Raw genomic sequence first — 21,633 nt, forward strand, 5'->3', positions numbered from 1 at the left:
CAGAGTGGCGTAAGCGTGAGAGGCATGCAATCGCAGCCGGGTGGAATTACTCGCGCACTTCGCCGGGCTCGACACCCCAGAGCCGCACTTTGGGCGCCCATCCGGTGTAGCCGCCCGACCGCAGTTCGCACCATTCTAGCGTGCATTCGCCAAGCCGTGCGACCACGCCCAATTCCAACCGCGCCACGACAGGCGCCTTTGGGTCCGGTTTTCCGTGTAAGGGCAGCATATCTTGCTCAACCAGCACGGTGCGAACGCCGGAAAGGAGCGAATAATGCACCCAGCCGCCCATGCCGTCCCGGTCTTCGACGCGGCGCCAGTGGCCGTGCTCGGCGGTGATCCGCAGGGGCAGGTCGCGGCGCTTGTAGACCCAGTCGATCCGGTGGGACAGCGACGGCCCGCGGCGCACATTGCCCTCGGACGCCTTCATCGAAACGAAGCGTGGGAGCGGCAGGTTCGTCACTTGCCCGCGCTGTTCAGCGGCGCTGAGCGGGGCGGATGGGGCCAAAAGCAGCATGCCCAGAACAAGGGTGCTGCGAAGGAAAGCGGTTATCATGGGGCTGCCTGCAAGTCGGGTCACTGCGGTGGATCGGTCTGTGCAATTCTGCGGGGTCGTTGCTCTTTTTGCCGCGCGAGTTCTTGTGCCTCGTCGCTGCATGGGACACCATGCCTTTGAAACGAGGCGACGCCAAGACCGGGAGAGCAGGCATGTCAAAGAAGCGGTTGAGTGTTGTAGTGACGCGACGGTTGCCAGAGGCGGTGGAGACGCGCCTCTCGGAGCTGTTTGACGTGACCCTAAGAGAAGACGACCGCCCCATGACCCGTGAGGAATTGGGCGTGGCGATGCGGCAGGCCGATGTGCTGGTGCCGACGATCACCGACGACATCGACGCAGCGCTGATCACGCAGGCCGGCGAGCGGCTGAAGCTGATCGCAAATTACGGCGCGGGGGTCGACCATATTGATGTGGCCACGGCGCGGCAGCGCGGGGTGCTGGTCTCCAATACGCCGGGTGTGCTGACCGATGACACGGCGGATATGACCATGGCGCTGATCCTTGCCGTGACGCGCCGCATGCCCGAGGGCATGGCGGTGATGCAATCGGGCGATTGGAGCGGTTGGGCGCCCACGGCGCTGATGGGCGGACGCGTGGGTGGTCGGCGTTTGGGCATTCTGGGCATGGGCCGCATCGGTCAGGCCGTGGCGCGCCGGGCGCGGGCCTTTGGCATGCAGGTGCATTACCACAACCGCAAACGTCTGCGCGAAGAGGTCGAGGGCGCTTTGGAGGCGACCTATTGGGACAGTCTGGACCAGATGGTCAGCCGGATGGATGTGATCAGCATCAACTGCCCGCATACGCCCAGCACCTTCCATTTGATGAACGCGCGCCGCTTGGGGCTGATGAAGCCCGATGCGGTCATCGTGAACACGTCGCGGGGCGAGGTGATCGACGAGAATGCTCTGACCCGGATGCTGCGGGCGGGGGACATCAAGGGCGCGGGGCTCGATGTGTATGAGCATGGGCGCGAGATCAATCCGCGTCTGCGTGAGCTTAAGAACGTCGTGCTGCTGCCGCATATGGGGTCAGCCACGCTCGAAGGGCGGATCGAGATGGGCGAAAAGGTCTTAATCAACATTAAGACTTTCGATGATGGCCACCGGCCACCGGATCAGGTCGTGCCGTCGATGCTGTGAGATATCGCTGACCCGGCCATCATTGTTCAGCGGTGCGGCGTAGCCGCGCGTTATTTTATTTGGGAATGAGGGGCGTTGCCCCTCAAGCTCCCCAAGTATTTATGGCCAAAAAGAGGGGTGTCGGCGATGCGTGTGGTTTCAACTTTTGCAGGGCTGCTTTTGGCAGGCTCCGTTTCGGCGCAGCAAGCGGCGGATGCGGTGGCGCCCGAGGGCACGGGGGCTGGCGTCTTTGAGGGAATGTCGGAGCGGGTAACTGCCGCACTGGCGGCGAAGGCCGAGGGGCGGCCCGTCGTCGCGCAGAACTGGATGGTCGCAGCGGCCAATCCTCATGCGGTGGAGGTCGGGGCCGATGTGCTGGCCCGCGGCGGCACGGCGGCCGATGCGCTGGTTGCGGTGCAGGCGATGTTGGGGCTGGTTGAGCCGCAGTCCTCGGGACTTGGTGGGGGCGCCTTTCTGGTTTGGTATGATGCGGCTTCGGGCGAGGTCACCACGCTGGACGGACGCGAGACCGCGCCATTGGCCGCGACGCCGCAGTTGTTTCAGGATGGGGCGGGGGAGCCGCTGAAGTTCTTTGACGCCGTGGTGGGCGGGCTTTCGGTCGGCACGCCCGGCACGCCTGCGCTGATGGCAGAGGCGCATGATCGTTGGGGCAATCAGGACTGGGGAGCGCTTTTGGCACCGGCGGCGGATCTGGCCGAGGCTGGTTTTGCCGTGTCGCCACGGCTGGCGGAACTGGTGGCCGGCGACGTAGAGCGCCTCTCTACCGCGCCCGATACTGCGGCTTATTTTTTGCCTGATGGCGAGCCGATCAAAGCGGGGGCCGTATTGCTCAACCCGGCCTATGCTGAGACCTTGCGCGCCTTTGCAGCAGAGGGGGCAGCGGTCTTTTACGGTGGCGAGATCGGCAAGCAGATCGTCGCGGCGGTGCAGGCGGCAGAACAGCCCGGCGTGTTGTCTGAGGTGGATTTAGCAATCTACCGGGTCAAGGAGCGCGGAGCTGTTTGTGCCGAATATCGCGGGCATGAGGTTTGTGGCATGGGGCCGCCATCGTCGGGGGCCGTTGCCGTGGGGCAGATTTTGGGTCTGTTGGAGGGGTTCGACTTGTCCGCAGGGCCGCAGGATGCCGAAGTCTTGCGGCTGATCGGCGACGCCTCGCGGCTCGCCTTTGCGGATCGCGGGCGGTATCTGGCGGATCATGATTTCGTGCCGGTGCCGGTCACGGGGCTGCTGGGCCCCGGCTATTTGTCCAAACGTGCCGAACTGCTGAAAGGTGATGACGCATTGCCTGAGGTCGCGCCGGGCGCGCCGGAGTTTGACCACGCGTTGAATTGGGCGGACGATGAGGCGATTGAACTGCCGTCAACCTCTCATGTCTCGATCGTGGACGCGATGGGCAATGTGGCGAGCATGACGACCACCATCGAGAATGGCTTTGGCAGCCGGGTCATGGCGGCGGGTTTCCTATTGAACAATGAACTCACGGATTTCTCTTTCCGGAGCCATGCGGATGGCGTGCCGATCGCCAACCGGGTTGAGCCCGGCAAACGGCCACGCTCCTCCATGGCGCCGACCATCGTGCTGAAAGATGGCGCGCCGGTGCTGGCTTTGGGTAGCCCCGGCGGCAGTCGCATTATCGGATATGTGGCGGGCGCGATCATGGCCCACCTCGACTGGGGTATGGACGTACAGCAGGCCGTGGCCGCACCCCATGCGGTGAACCGGTTCGGAACCTTTGATCTCGAAGAAGGGAGCGCGCTTGAGGCCATCGCCAGGCCGCTTCAGGACATAGGGTTTGAGACGAACCTGCGAGCTCTGACCTCAGGTCTGCATATGATTGAAATTAGCGATGACCTGCGCGGCGGGGCTGATCCGCGCCGCGAGGGCATCGCATTAGGAGAGTGACGTGACGAAGATAGCAGAACTGCCGCGCAACGAGGCCGGCATTGCGGTAGCACTAGATGAATTGGCGGCGGCCTTTGGCGAACGGCTGCTGACCGGGCAGGCGATCTGCGAGCAGCACGGCCATACAACAACATGGATCGACACGCAGGCGCCTGATGGGGTCATTATGGCTACCTCTACCGAAGATGTGTCGCGGGCGGTTAGCATCTGCGCCGCGCACAAAGTCCCCGTTATCGCCTTTGGCACCGGCACATCGTTGGAAGGGCATGTGAATGCCCCTGCGGGTGGCATCTGCATCGACTTGATGGAGATGAATCAGATCGTTGCGGTCAATGCGGGCGATCTCGACTGCCGGGTGCAGCCCGGAGTGACGCGCGAGGCGCTCAATACTCATCTGCGTGATCAAGGCCTGTTCTTCCCCATTGATCCGGGCGCCAATGCCTCGCTCGGCGGGATGACCGCCACGCGGGCCAGCGGCACCAATGCGGTGCGCTACGGCACGATGAAGGACAACGTGCTGAGCCTTGAGGTGGTGCTCGCTGATGGCCGGGTGATCCGCACTGGCGGGCGGGCGCGGAAGTCTTCGGCGGGTTATGATCTGACGCGGTTGATGGTGGGCTCTGAGGGCACTTTGGGGATCATTACGGAGATTACCTTGCGCTTGCAGGGCATCCCCGAGGCGATCTCTTCGGCGCGCTGTTCCTTTCCGACGGTGCAGGCGGCCTGTGAGACTGTCATGGCCGTGATCCAATACGGTCTGCCCGTGGCGCGGATCGAGTTGTTGGATGCCGACGTGGTAAAGGCCGTGAACGCCTATTCCAAGCTGACCCTGCCCGGGACGCCGCTGTTGCTGCTGGAATTCCATGGCTCAGAAGCCGGGGTGGTCGAACAGGCGGAGACCTTTGGCATGTTGGCAGAAGAGTTCGGCGGCAATGGCTATGCTGCGACGACAACCGCAGAAGAACGCAATAAGCTCTGGCAGGCGCGGCATGATGCTTATTGGGCGATCGTGGGGCTGCGCCCTGGGTGCAAGGCAGTCGCTACAGATGTCTGCGTCCCCATTTCGCGGTTTGCCGAAGCTGTTACCGCGGCACAGGCGCGTGCGGCTGAGCTTGGGCTGATCGCCCCCATTGTCGGTCACGCGGGAGATGGGAATTTCCACGCGTCGCTCTTGGTCGATATGGAGAATGCAGAGGAAGTCGCGCGCGGCGAGGCCTTTGTGAAGTGGCTAGCTGAGTTGGCGATTTCGATGGATGGTACTTGCACCGGCGAACATGGGATCGGGCAAGGCAAGCGGTCCTATTTGACTAAGGAGATGGGCGGGGCGGTTGATGTGATGGTCACTGTGAAGGCTGCTTTGGACCCTCACAATATTCTAAATCCGGGAAAGATACTGCCAGAGTAGGGGGGAGGTGCTCCGCCCAGATGTTTCGCGACAGGCTATGTTGGGCACGGTATTTGAAAAAGGATGAAGGAAGGTGGGCGCGATTTGGGCGCGCCACTGCGTTTAACTGCAACAGTCGAACCGGACAGTCATGTTTTTCATATTCTGAACTATACAACCAATTTCCTGCTGATATTTTTAACGAGCAGGGAATTTAGAGCTGCAAAGGCCGTATTCAGGCATTGTTATAGTAAAACGAATTAGGGACTTTCATGACACTTTCCACAGAACAACAAATTTTAATTGAACAGCGCGTAACCAATGAGGCGAAATCCATCGTTGTCGCCTATTTGCTTTGGGCCTGCTTAGGTTGGTTTGGCGCGCATCGCTTCTATCTGGACAAAACGGGATCGGCTGTCGCCATGCTCGTACTGAGCCTGTTTTCCTTTGTAACCATGGCTATTGTGATTGGTATCTTCACCTTTGCGGTTGTGGCCATCTGGGTTGTCGTGGATGCTTTCTTGATCCCAGGCATGATCAACAGCGAGCGCAGCAAGCTTCGCGATCAATTGACGTCGAATGCGAGCATCACCAACGCCGCAGTGCAAAACACCGCCGCCGTTTAACAGCTTGTTGTTCGAAGCAATTCAAATGCGCGTCCTTATGGGCGCGCATTTTCGGTATTCTGTAGACTACTTGGCCTGCGCCACGGCAGACCTAAAGAATCCTCCCTACGTCGCTTTTCTGCACTGAGAGGTCGGCAGTCTTGCGCAACGTCGCTGGCGTCTGACTAAAAGAGTAAGTGTCAGACAGAGGGATCCGGGTCATGAAAACGCAGGTCAAAGCATTGGTCGTCGGCGGCGGCGCGGTCGGGACGTCAATTGCCTATCATCTGGCGCGGGCTGGGTGGGACGATGTGATGTTGCTGGAGCGGGACGAGTTGACCTCTGGCTCCACGTGGCACGCGGCAGGCCTTTTGCCACTGTTCAATATGTCTTTCGCGACCACGCATATCCATCAATACTCGGTCGAGTTTTATAAGACGCTGGAGGCGGAAACCGGGTTGAACGCGGGCTTTGCTGTGGTGGGCAATCTGCGCATGGCGCAGACCGAAGAGCGAATGGATGAGTATCGGCTCTATGCTTCGACCGCCGAGACCTGCGGTGTGCCTTATGAGTTCCTGACACCTGAGGAGATCAAGGCGAAATGGCCGCTGATTGAGACCTCGGACCTGAAAGGCGCGCTCTATCACCAGACGGATGGCTATATTAACCCCGCGGATGTCACCATGGCCATGGCCAAGGGGGCGCGGCAGCGTGGGGTTGTGATCGAGCGCAAATGGCAGGCGGATGGGTTTCATTGGACGGGGACCCATTGGGAGGTGACCTGCACAAAAATGGTGGAGAAGGGCGGCAACCTTGTGCCGTCGGACGAGCAGGTTGTCATCACTGCGGAACATGTGGTCACCGCTTCGGGCAACCATGCGCAGCGCACGGCGCGGATGTTGGGGATCAAGATGCCCGCGATCCCGGTGGAGCATCAGTTTATCGTCATGGACGGCGATCCAGCGTTGGTGGACTATCGCGCGGCGGGCAACCCCGAGCATACGGTGATCCGCGATGCCGATGCGCAGAGCTATGTGCGTGAGGAGCGGGGCGGCTGGATCCTTGGGGTCTATGAAAAACACGCGCCGGCGCGGTTTGAATATGGGGTGCCGGACAGTTTTCGGGCGGATTTGTTTCAGTTGGATTTGGAACGGATTGAAGAGCAATATGCCGCGATGATCCACCGGATTCCGTCTTGCGAGGATTCGGGGCTTAAGGACGATTTCAACGGGCCGATTTGCTATACGCCCGACGGCAATCCGCTGGTCGGGCCCGCGCCGGGGCTGCGCAATATGTGGCTGGCGGAGGGGTTCTCCTTTGGCATCACAGCGGCGGGGGGCACGGGCTATTATCTGGCGCAGATGATGGTCGAGGGCGAGGCCGAGATCGACATGGCGAGCCTTGATCCCAAGCGCTACGGCGATTGGATGACCACGGAATATGCGGCGCGCAAGAATGAGGAGGCTTACGAGCACGTCTATATCTTGCACCACCCGGATGAGGAGCGCCCAGCCTGCCGGCCTTTGCGGACCTCTCCGGCCTATGACCGGCAGGCGGCGCGGGGGGCGCAGTTTGGGCAGGTAAATGGCTGGGAGCGGCCGAATTACTTTGCGCCCGAGGGGTTTAGCGACCACGACAGCCGGTCCTTCCGGCGCGGCGGCTGGTGGCAGCATGCGGTGGAAGAGGCGCGGGCCATTCGCGAGGGCGTGGGGCTGATCGATGCCACGGCCTTTACCAAACATCTGGTCCGCGGGCCGGGGGCGACGGCGTTTCTGGATTGGTTCACCTGCAACAAGCTGCCCTCGGTGGGGCGGATCAATCTGACCTATGCGCTGACCGGCGCGGGGACGACGCGGACGGAATATACCATCGTGCGGTTGGCGCAGGACGAATACTATTTGGTCTCTGCAGGGGCGTGGTCGGCCTATGACAGTGATTATTTGCGCAAAGCGATTGCCGATAAGATGCCGGAAGTGGGCTATGTCGAATGCCATGACGTGACCACGCAATGGGGTGTTTTTGCGATTGCGGGGCCAAAGTCGCGTGATGTGCTGCGAGACTTGGTGCGCGATGCGGCGCCTGAGACAGTGCTTAGCAACAAGCGGTTTCCGTGGCTCACCATGCGCAACATCGAGCTTGGGATGGTGCCGGTGCGGGCGATCCGGGTGGCCTATACCGGCGAGTTGGGGTGGGAATTGCACCACCCGATTGAGATGCAGAACCATCTCTTTGATGCGCTGGAAAAGGCGGGGGAACCGCATGGGATGAAGCTGGTCGGCGCGCGGGCGCAGAACTGGCTGCGGCAAGAAAAGAGCTACCGCGCCTTTGGGAATGAGCTGGGCCGGGATGCGACACCGCTGGAGGCCGATCTGCCGCGCTTTGTGGACCTGAACAAAGAGTTTCACGGGAAGCAGGCGATGGTGGATCACGGCATCCGCGTGAAATGTGTGACGCTACTTATCGACGGGCCGGAGGATGCGGATCCTTGGGGGCGTGAGGTGCTTTACAATGGCGAGCGTCGGACCGGGCGGCTGACCTCGGGTGGCTATTCGGTCGCATTCGGCAAGAGCATCGGCATGGGCTATGTGCAAGTGCAAGACGCGGTGGTAGGCACGAAGCTGAAGGTAAAGATGCTTGATCAACTGTGGGAGGCCGAGGTGGTCGAAGACAGCCCCTATGATCCGAAGAACCAGCGCATCCGGGCGGACGGTTGATCCGGCGGGCGTTGCTGGGGATTTTCTGTGTGCTGGCCCTGACGGCGGCACTGTTGCGCGACAATCCGGTTGTCAACGCCGCACAGGGCTATGCGGCGGATGTGGCGACCACGGCGGCGGCGAGCTATGTCACGCTGCGCACGCTCAATGCCTTTTTATCCACCGCGCAGGAGATCGAAGTGGGGCTGTCGTTCATCGCCTCCGGCTCGGCGCGGCCTTTGAAGGTGTTGGAGCCGATTGACGACACGGTGGAGCGGATTGCGGGGTTGGTTTTTGGCGTCATGGTGGCGACGGGGGTGATTGCTGTGGCGCTTGGCCCGGTCAGCGCGATTGGGTTAGGATTGCTGGGCCTCGCGCTTGGGATCTGGGCGCTGAGCAAGCGCGGGCATGGCGGGCTGCCGCGGCGTTTGGCGTGGTATGGCGGCTTTCTGGGGCTGGCGCTGCCCATGGCCTTGGTGGTGTCAGAGCCGCTGGCCGGGACGCTTACCGAGGGGGTGTACGGGCGCAATATGGAGGTCATCGAAGAGATCACCGCTCGTGTCGGCGGCAGCGAGGCCTTGGGCGAGGAAGAGCCGGGGCTGACGGAGTATCGGCAGTTGGCCAGCAACCTGTGGAGCCGGGCGGATGAGTTGATCGGCGCCTTGCTGGCGGTGCTGGGGGTGCATGTGTTTCGGATATTTTTGCTGCCGCTGTTGCTGGTGGGCGGGTTGTTCGTCGTGGCGCGGCATTACGCGCGGGATTGAGCGTGGGCGTCGCGCTTGGGGCTGCGGTCGCGCCGCGGTATTTTTAAAAGGATGAAGGAGGGGGGAGGGTGCTTCCCCGCAACCTTTAGCGCAGGGCGCGGGTGGCGACCCAGTTTTGCCAGTCGGCGCGTCTGCCGGAGAAGGCGTTGATGTCGACGTCGCCGGAGATGCCGGGGACGGTGCCGGTGGCGCTGTATTGCCAGAAGCGCCAGGGCTGGCCGGGGTAGGCTTCGCTTGGGGTTTTGGCGGTGGTGCGGAGCCAGAAATCGTAGCCGCGGAAGCTGCCGAGGTCGTTTTCGCGGTAGAACTTGGGCGTGGTGTAGATGATCGGGCGTTGGCCGTAGTGGCGCTCGACCACCGCCAGCCAGCGGCGCATTTGGTCGCGGACTTCCGCGCCGGGTGGGCGGATGTGGGCGCAAGTCGGCGAGAAGGGGTTCCATTCCATGTCGAGCACCGGGGGCAGCATGCCGGGGGTGCGGGGGACATTGCGGATGAACCAGCGGGCTTGGTCTTCTGGCGAGGTGCAGAAGTAGTAGAAGTGATAGGCGCCGCGGGCCACGGCGGCTTGGCCGGCACCGCGCCAGTGGTCGTCGAAATTGATGTCTTTGAGGTCGCCGCCTTCGGTAGCCTTGATGAAGGCGAAGTTGACGCCGTTGCGCCGGGCGGTGTTCCAGTCGATGTTATCTTGAAAGCGCGCCACGTCGATGCCGTGGACGGCGTAGGACTGGGGCTTGCGGCCGTCGAAGTCCACCGGGTCGCTGTCGCCGAATTTTGCGGGGAAGAGCACGCCGGGGGCCGCCGGGGGTGGGGCGCTTGGGGCGCCGCAGGCGGCGAGGGCGAGGAGCGACAGGATCAGGGCGCGGCGGAGGATCATGGGCTGGGCTTTCCTGCGATAAAGGCGAGGTTATTGGCGGGCATGTCGATCTGGTCGATCGGGCTGAGGCCAGCATCGCTGAGCCAGCGCGCCATGTCGAGATCGTCCTTGTAGCCGATGGCCGGATCGGCGGCGCGCAGCTCGGCATCAAAGCGGGTGTCACCGGGGGAGGTGAGTTGGCCTGCGCGCTTGAAGGGGCCGTAGAGGATTAGTGTGCCGCCGGGGGCCAGGGCAGCGGCGGCTTCGGTGATGAGGTTATGTACGGCATTGGTTGGGATCAGGTGCAGCAGGTTTGCCAGCATGATCAGATCGAAGGGCCCATGTTCGGCGGCCCAGCCGGGTTGGGTGGCGTCGAGCGGCAAGGCGGCGGCGATGTTGGGCAGGTCCGCATCGGCGGCATGGGCGTTAATGCTGGCGCGGCGGGCGGTGTCGATGTCGCTGGGTTGCCATGTGAGGCCGGGCAGGCGTGTGGCGAAGGCAATGACGTGTTGGCCGGTGCCGCTGGCGATTTCCAGTGCGCGGCCCTTTTGTGGGGCATGTGCGGCCAGCAGATCACAGAGCGGCTCGAGATTGCGGGCGGCGGCGGGGGCGAAGAGGCGGTCGCCCTCGGTGGGCTCGGCCACGCTGGCACTGGGGGGGAGGCGCTGGCTCATGATTGTTCTTCAAGCCGGTCGGTGGCGGGCGGCGGGGTGGCCGAGAGGGCGGTGATCGCGGCGTAGGTTTGCGGCGACATGGTGTAGTTTAACGCGGCCAGCGAGGGGGCGAGTTGGTCGGGTGACCGGGCCGAGATGATCGGTGTGGGGCGCGTGGGGTGCGCGGCGGCCCAGGCCACGGCTAGGGTGGCGGGATGGGTATCAAGATCGCGCGCGAGGGCGGTGAGGCCTGCGGCGGTGCCGTGCATCTCCTCCTTGCCGTAGCGCGCGGCGTAGTTCGCCAGTTCGTTCAAACGGCCCGTCCCGCCTTGGGCGTATTTTCCAGTGAGCAGCCCGCCGCCCAAGGGTGAATAGGGGGCAACCTGAATGCCAATGTCATCGGCCATTGGCAGAATTTCGACTTCGGCCTGCCGTTTGACGAGATTGTACATCGGTTGGATCACCGCGATCTCCAGCCCAAAGCCCGCCGCCACATGCGCGGCTTTCACGACCTGCCATGCGGCGAAGTTCGACAGGCCGATGTAGCGGATGTGACTTTGTTGTTTGAGCTCGGCCAGGGCCCCGAAACTTTCGGTCAGCGGCGTGTCAGGATCAAAACGGTGGATGTAGAGCACATCAAGCGTGTCGATCTGCATACGCTGGCGCGAGGTTTCGGCTGACGCGAGGATATTGGCGCGGCCCGCACCGCCGTGAAAGGCCGCTTTGGTGGCCACGATCAGGCTGTCGCGGTGGTCGCCGAGGAAGCTGCCCAACAGGGTCTCGGACGCCCCGTCGGTATAAAGATGCGCGGTGTCGAAATGGGTGATCCCGGCCTCGATACAGGCGTCGAACATGGCGCGGGAGGCGGCGGCATCGGCGCGCCCGCCAAATTGCATGGTGCCAAAGGCGAGGCGGCTGGCGCGGGTGCCGTCGGGGCTGGTGAGCTGTGTCATGCCTGATTGGTGGCATGACGCGGAGGTGCGCGCAATGGGTTTGGCGCGCGCTTTCAGCCCTCCCTTGGCTCGCCTTTTTCAAGCGCGCGTTGATAGGCCGGGCGGCTTTGGATCATTTCGACAAAACCTTTGAGTGCCGGGTAATCCGCGGCGCGGCCTTGGCGCATGGCGATCTCGGCGGGGAAGCTGAGCATGATGTCGGCGGCCGAGAGTGTATCCTGCACAAAATGGCCCGAGGGGCGCAGCAGGCTGTTCATATAGCTGTAGTGGTTGTCCAATTCCGAAGTAATCCGCGGATGCAGCGGGGCCGCCGCATCGCCCAAGCGCGAGACATAGAGGTTGAGCAGGATCGGTGTCATGGCGGAGCCTTCGGCGAAATGCATCAACTCCATATGGCGCAGGTGCTCGGGCGTGCCGGGGGCGGGGATCATCTCGGGCGCGAAACGGGTGCAGAGCAGATCGACGATGGCGGCGCTTTCGACCACCAGCTGCCCGTCGATCTCGATCATCGGGGATTTGCCCAAAGGGTGCACCAGCTTCAACTCTGGCGGGGCGAGGTTGGTCTTGGCGTCGCGCTGGTAGCGGATGATGTCATAGGGCTGGTCCAACTCCTCGAGCAGCCAGAGGATGCGGTGCGAGCGCGAGCGGTTGAGGTGGTGGACGGTGATCATGGGGCTGGGCCTTTCGGGCGGGGCGTAGAAGGGCGAGCCTAGCAAGACTGCATGGCGCTGCAACGCAAAAGGGCGCCGGTTGCCCGGCGCCCTTGGTCTTACGTCAGCCAATGCGGCTTACTCGGGGATCGAACCTTCGATGCCCTCGACGTAGAAGTTCATGCCAGCCAGCGTGCCGTCATCGGCGGTTTCGCCTTCGGCCAGCCAGGCGGAGCCGTCCTGCTTGTTGATCGGCCCTGTGAAGGGGTGGTACTCGCCCGAGGCGATCTTGTCCTTCAGCGCCAGTGCTTCTTCTTTGACGTTTGCAGGCACGGCGTCAGAGATCTCGCCGATGCCGACCATGCCCGGCCCGATGCCGTCCCATGTGTCTGTCGACTCCCATGTACCATCCATGACCGCTTTGACGCGCTCGATGTAGTAGGGCGCCCAATCGTCGATGATCGAACTCACGCGCGGCTTGGGACCGTATTGCGCCATGTCGGAGGCCTGACCAAAGGTGATGACGTTGCCCGCTTCCTGTGCCGCCGCTTGAGGCGCCGTGGAATCGGTGTGTTGCAGCACCACGTCGGCGCCCTGTTCGATCAGCACCTTGGCGGCGTCGGCTTCTTTGGCCGGGTCAAACCATGTGTAGGCCCAGACGATCTTGAACTGAACGTCGGGGTTCACTTTCTTGGCGTGGATATAGGCGGAGTTGATGCCGCGGATCACTTCAGGGATCGGGAAGGAGCCGATGTAGCCGATGATGTTGCTTTCGGTCATCGAGCCCGCGATATGGCCCTGAATGGCGCGGCCTTCATAGAAACGTGCGGAATAGGTCGAGACGTTGTCGGCGCGTTTGTAGCCGGTGGCGTGCTCGAACTTCACATCCGGGAATTTCTTGGCGACGTTGATCGTTGGGTCCATGTAGCCGAACGAAGTGGTGAAGATCAGGTCTGCACCGTCGAGCGCCATCTGCGTCATCACACGCTCAGAGTCGGGGCCTTCGGCAACGCTTTCCACGAAAACGGTCTCAACCTTGTCGCCGAATTCTTCTTCGACGGCCAAGCGGCCTTGGTTGTGCTCGTAGGTCCAGCCGCCGTCGCCCACGGGGCCGACAAAGACGAAACCGACTTTGGTCTTGTCTTGGGCCATCGCGCCAGTCGCGAGGCCGAGCACCATGGCGGCGCTGGTCATGAGGGTGGTTAATTTCATGTGGTTTCCCCTGTTGCTTGCCCCTTTGTCGGAGCTTGATATGCGGTCTTGGCCGCGTGACGTGATGCCCCTAGTTCGAGGCGTGGAAGGTTCGGCCCAGTGACGCCGGCGCGGCGCTTTTGTCGGCCGAGAGCACCACCAGAACGATGATGGTGATGATATACGGCGACATTGCCAGATACTCTACAGGAATGGCAACGCCCGCGCCTTGCAAGTTCAACTGCAATTGGGTGATGCCGCCGAAAAGATAGGCACCCAGCAGGGCGCGCCATGGTTTCCAGCTGGCAAAGACAACGAGGGCGAGGGCGATCCAGCCGATCCCGGCGGTCATGCCTTCGGTCCATTGCGGCACGCGAATGAGGCTGATGTAAGCCCCGCCAAGCCCCGCACAGGCGCCGCCAAAGAGGATCGCAGCGGTGCGGATGCGTTTGACCTTATAGCCAAGCGCATGGGCTGCATCATGGCTTTCGCCCACGGCGCGCAGGATCAGCCCGGCGCGGGTGAATTTCAGCACCGCCCAGACCCCCGCGACCAGTGCGATGCCCAGATAGAGGATGATGTCATGGGTAAAGAGGATCGGGCCGATCACCGGGATGTCGGCCAGCGGGCCGAAGTCGATGTCACCGAGCCGGGGCGGTTTGATCCCGACGTAGCTTTGCCCGATCAGGGCCGAGAGGCCGAGGCCAAAGAGCGTCAGCGACAGGCCAGAGGCGACTTGGTTCGCCAAAGTGACTTGGGTCAGGAAGGCAAAGAGCAGGCTCAGCGCCGCGCCCCCGACCGCAGCGGCGGCAAAGCCCAAGAGCGGCGAGCCGGTCTCGACCGCTGTGGCAAAGCCACAGATCGCGCCGGTGATCATCATACCCTCGACGCCGAGGTTCAGCACGCCGGATTTCTCGACCACCAATTCACCGATGGCGGCAAAGATCAGCGGGGTGGCCGCGACCAGAAAGCCTGCGACGAACAAAAGCGGGTTGATTGCAGAAAGATCCATCAGACAGCCTCCGCCGCGCCGATGCGCAGCCGGTAATGGGTGAGAACGTCCAAGGCGAGCAGGAAGAACAGAAGCATCCCCTGAAACACTTGGATCGCGGCGGCGGGCAGGCCAAGGTTGGACTGTGCGATGTCACCGCCGATATAGGTGAGCGCCATCAAGCCACCTGCGAGCAGGATGCCGATGGGGTGCAAGCGGCCCAGAAAGGCCACGATGATCGCGGTAAAGCCGTAGCCTACATTGAAGTCGATGGTGATCTGCCCCGAGGGGCCAGAGACCTCGAACATCCCCGCGAGCCCGGCGAGCAGGCCCGAGGTACCCAGACAAAACAGCACCAGCCGCGCCGGGTTCACGCCCGAAAAACGCGCGGCACGGGGTGCTTCGCCGGTGACGCGAATGGCAAAACCGAGACGGTGTTTGGCGAGCAGGACATAGGCAAAGATCACCGCGATCAGCGCGGCAACCACGCCCCAGTGCATGCCGGAGCCTGCGAACAGCTCGGCGTTGTGCGCGGGCGCATATTGTTGCAGGTTGCGCGAGCCGGGGAAGCCGTAGCCTTCGGGGTTTTTCAACAGTCCCAAGGACATAGAGGCGAGAAACTGCTCGGCCACATAGACCAGCATCAGCGAGACGAGGATCTCATTGGTGCCAAAACGGACCTTGAGAAAGGCCGGGATCATCGCCCAGGCCCAACCGCCCATAGCGCCGGCGAGGACCATTAGCGGGAAGATGTACCACCCCTCGGCGGGGTAGAACGCCAGCCCTACAGCCGCGCCAAAAATCGCGCCCATGATATATTGGCCTTCGGCTCCGATATTCCAGATGCCCGCTTTGAAGCCAAGGCTCAGGCCAATGGCGATCAGCACCAAAGGCGCGCCTTTGATCAGCAGTTGCGGGCGGTAATAGAAGGCATATTCGCCAAAGAGCGGTTGCCAGAAAATGGTCTGAAGCGCCTCAACCGGGTCTTTGCCCAGCACGGCGAAGAGCAGCCCGCCAAAAACGAAAGTGGCCAATACCGCCATGATCGGCGTCGACAGCGAGAGAGCCCGGCTGGGCTGCGGGCGCTTTTCTAGGCGGATCACAGATCACCCCCAATGGTCAGAGTGAAAGTTGCGAGGGTCGCGTCAAACATCCGCCACCTCCATACCATGCGCGCCGCCCATCATCAGGCCAATCTCTTCGACCGTCAGCCCCTGCGCGGGGCGGGGCGGCGAGAGGCGGCCTTCGTTCAGGGCGGCGAAATTGTCGGAAATCTCCATCAGCTCATCAAGGTCTTGGCTGATGACGATCACGGCGGTGCCGCCCGAGGCGAGGTCCAGCAGTGCCTGCCGGATCGCGGCGGCGGCAGAGGCATCGACGCCCCATGTCGGCTGGTTGACCACCAGCAGTTCAGGCCGTTGCAGCACCTCGCGGCCAATGACGAATTTTTGCAGGTTCCCACCCGAGAGCGAGCGCGCCGCATTGCCGGGGCCGGGGGTGCGCACGTCGAAGGCTTCGATGATCTTCTCGGCAAAGCTACGTGCCTTGGCCCAGTCGAGCATCCCGCCGCGCTCCAGCCCTTCGCGGGCGGCACCGGTCAGCATGGCGTTCTCAGTCAGGGACATATCCGGCACGGCGGCATGGCCGAGCCGTTCTTCGGGGGCGGTCAGCACCCCAAGCGCACGGCGGGAGGTGGGGCCAAAGAGGCCAATGTCGCGCCCGTCAAAGGTGAGCATGCCGGGGCTGACCAAAGTCTCACCCGAGAGCGCGTTCAGAAGCTCGTCCTGCCCGTTGCCCGCGACCCCGCCGATGCCCAGCACCTCGCCGCAGCGCACCTCGACCGAAATCTCGCGCAGGGGCATGCCAAAGGCGCTGTCGGAGCGTGCCGAAAGCTTGTCGAGCGTCAGCACGACCTTGCCCGGCTCTTTGCTCTCGCGGGTTGGTGTTTTCAGCGCGGAGCCGACCATCATTTCCGCCATGTCGCGGGCCGAGGTTTCACGCGGCGTGCAATGGCCCACCACCTTGCCCAAACGCAGGATCGTGGCGCTGTCGCAAAGGCTGCGAATTTCTTCGAGCTTGTGGGAGATATAGAGGATCGCGGTGCCCTCGGCGCTGAGTTTGCGCAGGGTTTTGAACAGTATTTCAACTTCTTGCGGGGTCAGGACCGAGGTCGGCTCGTCCATGATCAGCAGTTTGGGCTCTTGTAACAGGCAGCGAATGATCTCGACCCGTTGACGCTCGCCCGCCGAAAGGTCACCAACGATGCGGTCGGGCGAGAGCGGCAAGCCATAGGTGTCCGACACGTCGCGGATCTGCTGGCTCAACTCGCGCATCTTGGGCGGGTTTTCCATGCCAAGCGCGATGTTTTCCGCCACGCTGAGCGCATCGAACAGCGAGAAATGCTGAAACACCATGCCCACGCCCGCTTGGCGCGCGGCATGGGGGTCGGTGGGGGCGTAGCTTTGCCCGTGCATCTGCATCTGCCCGGCATCGGGTTTTACCAGACCGTAGATCATTTTTACCAAGGTCGATTTGCCCGCGCCGTTTTCGCCCAGCAGGGCGTGCACTTCGCCCGGCGCGATGCGCAGCGAGACGTCATCATTCGCGACAACGCCGGGGTAGGCTTTCGTCACACCGGAGAGGTCGAGAAGATAGTCAGTCATGCGGAAACCTTTGTCTGGGTCCGGGCGATGAGGGCTTGCAATGTCCCATGGGCGATCTGCGCCGGAAGCTTGCCCAGCGATTTTTCGCCAATAGGGCAGATGATGCCCGAGGGGTCCAGCCCCATCATGCCCAAACGCCGGGAAAAACGGGCCTTTTTCGTGTCGGAGCCGATCAAACCTATGCTTGCGGCGCCGCGCTGCAGCAAAGCGGCGCAAAGCGCGAGGTCGATGTCATGGGAATAGGTGAAGATCAGGTGATGCGCATCGCGCGGCGCATGGGGGGCGAGGCGCGGCATGTCGGCGGCGGGGGTGACGGTGACATGGGGCGGGACGTGGTCGGGGAAGCGGTCTGGCGCGCTGTCGATCCACGTCAGATCAAAGGCACGCGGCGGGCAGGCGGAGACCACCGCGCGGCCCACGTGGCCCGCGCCCCAAATCCAGAGTGGCGCGTCGCTTTGCACATTCGGGAGGGGCAACGGTGTGCCCGTATCGAGCGGGCGCGGCGTGGTGGTGTAGCGCAGGGTCACCGCCCCGCCGCAGCATTGGCCCAGACCGGGACCGAGCGGCAGGGTCTGGCTGTCTTCGGTCCGGCCCTCGGCCAACATCGCCCGCGCATGGGCAATCGCCTGATGCTCCAACGCCCCGCCGCCGATGGTGCCGTCGATGTCGCCCGGCGTGACTTTCATTGCCGCGCCCGCATCCCGCGGGGCCGAGCCGCGTGTAGCGGTGACCTCGACGTAGATCGCCCTCATTTCCGCGCCCGCCCGACGGCGGCCAGCACGGCTTCGGCGGTGGCGGGCGCTTGGAGGTCTGCGTAGTTGGGGCCACAGGCCGAGACCGCATCCGACAGCGCCATAAAGGCCGAGATGCCCAGCATGAAGGGCGGCTCACCCACAGCTTTGGAGCGGTAGACCGTCTGCGCCGGGTTCGGCTGGTCCCAGAGCGCCACGTTGAAGACCGGCGGGCGGTCCGAACAGGCGGGGATTTTATAGGTCGAGGGCGCATGGGTGCGCAGGGTGCCGGTTTCGTCCCAGACCAGTTCCTCGGTCGTGAGCCAGCCCGCGCCTTGGACGTAGGCGCCTTCGATCTGGCCAATGTCGAGTGCGGGGTTCAGCGACTCGCCCGCGTCATGCAGCACATCGGCGCGCAGAATGCGGTTCTCGCCGGTCAGCGTGTCGATCACCACTTCGGTGCAGGCCGCGCCATAGGCGAAGTAGTAGAAGGGCCGTCCGCGCCCGGCGATGCGGTCCCATTCGATGTCAGGCGTTTTGTAGTACCCGGTGGACGACAGGCTCACCCGGTTTTCATAGGCCGAAGCGGCGGCCTCGGCGAAAGTGATTTCTTCGCCCCCGATCTGCACCATGCCGCCTGCGAATGTCACCTGATCGGGCGTGGTCTGGTAGCGTTCGGCCAGATGCGCCGCCATGCGGTCGCGGATCGTGTCGCAGGCGTTTTGCGCGGCCATGCCGTTGAGGTCCGAGCCCGAAGAGGCCGCCGTGGCCGAAGTGTTCGGAACTTTAGCGGTGTCGGTGGCGGTGATCTTGACCAGGTCCGGCGAGACGCCAAAGCGCGATGCGGCGACCTGCGCCACCTTCTGGAACAGCCCTTGCCCCATTTCGGTGCCGCCGTGGTTCAGGTGAATCGAACCATCCTGATAAACATGCACCAGCGCGCCCGCTTGGTTGAGATGGGTGAGGGTGAAGGAGATGCCGAATTTCACCGGGGTGATGGCGATGCCGCGTTTCAGGAGCGGGTTTTGCGCGTTCCACTCTGCAATCGCCTTGCGGCGCGTGTCGTAATCGGCGCTTTCGGCCAGTCGGTCGGTCAGGGCGTTGATGATGCAATCGGTGACCGGCTGGTGATAGGGCGTGGTTTGCACGTCCGAAGGGGCGGCGGGGACAGCTTTTGCCTCCGTGGGCGCGGGCGGTGCGCCGCGCGAGGAGAGATCCGCCTCGGCCTCCGGCGGGGTGCGGTTGTCGATCGCGGTGCCGGTGTTCTCGACCTCGGTCGGGCGGTGGCCGTTGTCGCTGTAGTAATTGGCGCGGCGCACGGCGAGCGGGTCGAGGCCCAGTTCCTGCGCGATATGGTCCATCACCCGCTCGATCCCGACGATGCCTTGCGGCCCGCCGAAGCCGCGAAAGGCTGTGGCGCTGGCGGTATTGGTCCGCAAGCGGTGCGAGGTGATGCGAATGTCGTTCAGGTGATAGGCGTTGTCGGCATGCAGCATGGCGCGGTCGGCCACGGGCAGCGACAGGTCCATCGACCAGCCGCAGCGGGTGTAATGGGTCACGTCCAGCGCGGTGATGCGGCCCGCGTCATCAAAGCCCACGTCATAGCTGATGCGGAAATCATGCCGCTTGCCGGTGATGATCATATCGTCATCGCGGTCATAGCGCATTTTGCAGGGTTTGCCGGTCTGTGCTGCGACCACCGAACAGGCCACGGCGAGCGCGTTGCCTTGGCTTTCCTTGCCGCCAAAACCGCCGCCCATACGCCGGGTTTCGACCCGCACGGCATGCATCGAGCGGCCAATGGCATGGGCCACTTTGTGTTGAATTTCGGTCGGGTGCTGGGTCGAGGAATGCACCAGCATGTCGCCGTTGTCCTGCGGCAGCGCCATGGCGGCCTGACCTTCGAGGTAGAAATGCTCTTGCCCGCCCATTTCGATCTGGCCCGAAAGGCGGCGCGGGGCCTGTGGCAGGGCGGCTTCGGCATCGCCTTTTTGGTAGATGCGCGGGCCGTCTTCGAAACGGCTGTTCGCCGCGAGCGCTTGTTCTACTGTTAGGATCGGATCGCGCGGGGTGATCTGTGGCTTACCCAGCTGCGCGGCGCGACGCGCGGCGAGGTGGCTGGTGGCGACGACCAGATAGAGTGGTTGGCCCGCGAAATGCACCTGATCGGTGGCCAAAAGCGGTTCGTCATGGTTCGAGGGCGAGGTGTCGCAATCATGTTCAAGATCTGCCGCCGTCAGTACTTTGACCACGCCAGGTGCCGCGCGCACGGCATCGAGGTCGAGACCCGTCAGATCGCCCGCAGCGACGGGGCTGAGGCCAAAGGCTAGATGCAGCGTGCCGCGCGGGGTGGGGATGTCGTCGACGTAACGCGCAGCACCGGTGACATGCAGTTTCGCGGCATCATGGGGAAGGGGTTTTGCAACGCTCATGCCGAGACCTCCTGCAGGTTGGTGGCTTGGCCGTTGGCGTCGTGGAAATAGCGAAGCAGCATGTTTTGCGCGGATTCCATCCGGTAGGCGGCAGAGGCGCGCATGTCCGAGAGCGGGGTGAAATCGTCCTGCATCGCGGTCATCGCAGCGCGGATGGTCTCTTCGCTCCACGGTTGGCCGACCAGCGCTGCTTCGGCGGCGGCGGCGCGTTTGGGGGTGGCGGCCATGCCGCCAAAGGCCACGCGGGCGGTGAGGATTTCAGAGCCGTTTCCGGTGATCGAGATGCAGCCGCAGACGGCAGAGATGTCTTGGTCGAAGCGTTTCGACAATTTGTAGCAGCGCAGCGTGTCATGCTGGCGCGGAATGGTGATGGCTTCGACAAATTCCCCCGGGGCGCGGTCTTGCTTGCCGTAGTCGAGGAAGAAGTCTTCCAGCGCAATCTCGCGCCGCGTGTCACCGCGCCGTAGATGCAAGGTTGCCCCAAGAGCGATCAGCGCGGGCGGGCCGTCACCGATGGGCGAGCCATTGGCGATATTGCCGCCCAGCGTCGCGGCATTGCGCACTTGGGTCGAGCCATAGCGCCGCAGCATGGTGCCGAGGCTGGGGTGGAGGGGGGCGAGTTTGGCCTCAACTTCGGTAAGAGTGGTCATCGCGCCGATGCGCAACCCGGTCTCATCCTCGGTGATCCCCCGCAGATCGGCACAGCGGTTGAGGAAGGCCACGGCGCCCAAATCGCGGAAGCCTTTGGTGACCCATAGACCGACATCGGTGGCCCCGGCGATCAGCGTAGCCTCGGGGTTGTCGAGATACCATGCGGCCAGTTCGTCACTGTTTTCGGGCTGCACATGCGGTGCGCCCTCGGCCTTGGCGGGCGCGGGGATGTCTTGGGCGAGTTTGCCCTTGAGGTTGCGCAGATGTTCGGGCACCGGCGCTCCTTCGGCGGCCTCGGCGGCGCGGATGATTGGGGCATAGCCGGTGCAGCGGCAGAGGTTGCCCGCCAGTTGCACGTCATGGTCGGTGGCGCCGTTGAGATGCGCGGTGGCCATGGAGACCACGAAACCCGGCGTGCAGAAGCCGCATTGGCTGCCGTGATACTTGACCATGGTTTCCTGCACCGGATGCAGCGCGCCGTCGGGGCTGGCCATGCCTTCGACCGTGGTGACGGCTTTGCCGTTCACCTGCGGCAAGAACAGAATGCAGCCATTAAGCGCACGGCTGCCGTTCTCATCGGTGATCATGACCGAACAGGCCCCGCAGTCGCCTTCATTGCAGCCCTCTTTTGTCCCCGTCAGGCCGCGGTCTTCGCGCAGCCAGTCCAGCAGTGTCGTCGTCGGGGATACTTTGGAGAGCGACACGACTTCTCCGTTAAGAAGAAAAGTGATGTCCATCGGTTTTCATCCGCCGCGGTACTCGGTGGCCCATGAAGATGCGCGGGGTTCGATGCGGCGTAGAACCGGGCGCGGGCAAGGTGGA

The 21,633-nt window shown here is 63.2% G+C and carries 18 protein-coding genes; 6 read left to right on the plus strand and 12 right to left on the minus strand.

From position 1 onward, the window contains the following. Positions 1-46: 46 nt before the first annotated feature. Complete coding sequence (locus tag BLS57_RS17485; RefSeq protein ID WP_167356463.1) at positions 47-556, minus strand: SH3 domain-containing protein; 510 nt, start codon at positions 554-556, stop codon at positions 47-49. Between the two features lie 152 nt (positions 557-708). On the opposite strand from BLS57_RS17485, the gene BLS57_RS17490 reads away from it, so the two are divergent. The 6 genes from BLS57_RS17490 to BLS57_RS17515 all read left to right on the plus strand — a co-directional run bounded on the left by BLS57_RS17490 (position 709) and on the right by BLS57_RS17515 (position 9,043). After that, entirely contained in the window at positions 709-1,695 is a 987-nt protein-coding gene (locus BLS57_RS17490; RefSeq protein ID WP_093743940.1) for a 2-hydroxyacid dehydrogenase, read from the plus strand. A gap of 126 nt (positions 1,696-1,821) precedes the next feature. Continuing rightward, on the plus strand, positions 1,822-3,597 hold the full coding sequence (gene ggt, locus BLS57_RS17495) for a gamma-glutamyltransferase (RefSeq protein ID WP_093743941.1): 1,776 nt from the start codon (positions 1,822-1,824) through the stop codon (positions 3,595-3,597). A gap of 1 nt (position 3,598) precedes the next feature. Next, the gene (locus BLS57_RS17500; protein WP_093743942.1) at positions 3,599-5,002 is read left to right on the plus strand and encodes an FAD-binding oxidoreductase; all 1,404 of its coding nucleotides are present in this window, start codon (positions 3,599-3,601) and stop codon (positions 5,000-5,002) included. 251 nt (positions 5,003-5,253) lie between these two features. Further along, complete coding sequence (locus BLS57_RS17505; RefSeq protein ID WP_093743943.1) at positions 5,254-5,607, plus strand: TM2 domain-containing protein; 354 nt, start codon at positions 5,254-5,256, stop codon at positions 5,605-5,607. A gap of 200 nt (positions 5,608-5,807) precedes the next feature. Then, on the plus strand, positions 5,808-8,300 hold the full coding sequence (locus BLS57_RS17510; protein WP_093743944.1) for a GcvT family protein: 2,493 nt from the start codon (positions 5,808-5,810) through the stop codon (positions 8,298-8,300). A 29-nt stretch (positions 8,301-8,329) separates the two neighbouring features. Further along, positions 8,330-9,043 carry a hypothetical protein gene (locus BLS57_RS17515; RefSeq protein WP_139186664.1) on the plus strand — a complete coding sequence of 238 codons (714 nt, stop codon included), beginning with the start codon at positions 8,330-8,332 and terminating at the stop codon, positions 9,041-9,043. Between the two features lie 85 nt (positions 9,044-9,128). On the opposite strand, the gene BLS57_RS17520 is transcribed toward BLS57_RS17515, so the two are convergent. The 11 genes from BLS57_RS17520 to xdhA form a co-directional block, all read right to left on the minus strand. Then, positions 9,129-9,917 (minus strand): glycoside hydrolase family 25 protein, encoded by a 789-nt coding sequence (locus tag BLS57_RS17520; protein ID WP_093743946.1) that lies wholly within the window; start codon positions 9,915-9,917, stop codon positions 9,129-9,131. After that, on the minus strand, positions 9,914-10,570 hold the full coding sequence (locus BLS57_RS17525; RefSeq protein ID WP_093743947.1) for a DUF938 domain-containing protein: 657 nt from the start codon (positions 10,568-10,570) through the stop codon (positions 9,914-9,916). The genes BLS57_RS17520 and BLS57_RS17525 overlap by 4 nt, the downstream gene beginning before the upstream one ends. Next, the gene (locus tag BLS57_RS17530; RefSeq protein ID WP_093743948.1) at positions 10,567-11,502 is read right to left on the minus strand and encodes an aldo/keto reductase; all 936 of its coding nucleotides are present in this window, start codon (positions 11,500-11,502) and stop codon (positions 10,567-10,569) included. The genes BLS57_RS17525 and BLS57_RS17530 overlap by 4 nt, the downstream gene beginning before the upstream one ends. Before the next feature lie 53 nt (positions 11,503-11,555). After that, positions 11,556-12,173 (minus strand): glutathione S-transferase family protein, encoded by a 618-nt coding sequence (locus BLS57_RS17535; protein ID WP_093743949.1) that lies wholly within the window; start codon positions 12,171-12,173, stop codon positions 11,556-11,558. A gap of 117 nt (positions 12,174-12,290) precedes the next feature. Beyond that, positions 12,291-13,364 carry a BMP family ABC transporter substrate-binding protein gene (locus BLS57_RS17540; protein WP_093743950.1) on the minus strand — a complete coding sequence of 358 codons (1,074 nt, stop codon included), beginning with the start codon at positions 13,362-13,364 and terminating at the stop codon, positions 12,291-12,293. A gap of 70 nt (positions 13,365-13,434) precedes the next feature. Continuing rightward, positions 13,435-14,355, minus strand: coding sequence for an ABC transporter permease (locus tag BLS57_RS17545; protein ID WP_007117877.1), 921 nt, complete (start codon positions 14,353-14,355; stop codon positions 13,435-13,437). After that, on the minus strand, positions 14,355-15,437 hold the full coding sequence (locus BLS57_RS17550; protein ID WP_093743951.1) for an ABC transporter permease: 1,083 nt from the start codon (positions 15,435-15,437) through the stop codon (positions 14,355-14,357). The genes BLS57_RS17545 and BLS57_RS17550 overlap by 1 nt, the downstream gene beginning before the upstream one ends. Positions 15,438-15,479: 42 nt before the next feature. Next, on the minus strand, positions 15,480-16,997 hold the full coding sequence (locus BLS57_RS17555; RefSeq protein ID WP_093743952.1) for an ABC transporter ATP-binding protein: 1,518 nt from the start codon (positions 16,995-16,997) through the stop codon (positions 15,480-15,482). Further along, a complete protein-coding gene (gene xdhC / locus BLS57_RS17560) occupies positions 16,994-17,749 on the minus strand; it encodes a xanthine dehydrogenase accessory protein XdhC (protein ID WP_093743953.1) in 756 nt (251 codons plus the stop codon). The genes BLS57_RS17555 and xdhC overlap by 4 nt, the downstream gene beginning before the upstream one ends. Then, positions 17,746-20,160, minus strand: a complete 2,415-nt coding sequence (gene xdhB / locus BLS57_RS17565) for a xanthine dehydrogenase molybdopterin binding subunit (protein WP_093743954.1) — start codon at positions 20,158-20,160, stop codon at positions 17,746-17,748. The genes xdhC and xdhB overlap by 4 nt, the downstream gene beginning before the upstream one ends. Then, the gene (gene xdhA / locus BLS57_RS17570) at positions 20,157-21,548 is read right to left on the minus strand and encodes a xanthine dehydrogenase small subunit (protein ID WP_093743955.1); all 1,392 of its coding nucleotides are present in this window, start codon (positions 21,546-21,548) and stop codon (positions 20,157-20,159) included. The genes xdhB and xdhA overlap by 4 nt, the downstream gene beginning before the upstream one ends. Between the last annotated feature and the right edge of the window lie 85 nt (positions 21,549-21,633).

Origin of the sequence: Sulfitobacter delicatus, from assembly GCF_900102535.1 — a bacterium.
GTDB classification, from domain to species: Bacteria; Pseudomonadota; Alphaproteobacteria; order Rhodobacterales; family Rhodobacteraceae; genus Sulfitobacter; species Sulfitobacter delicatus.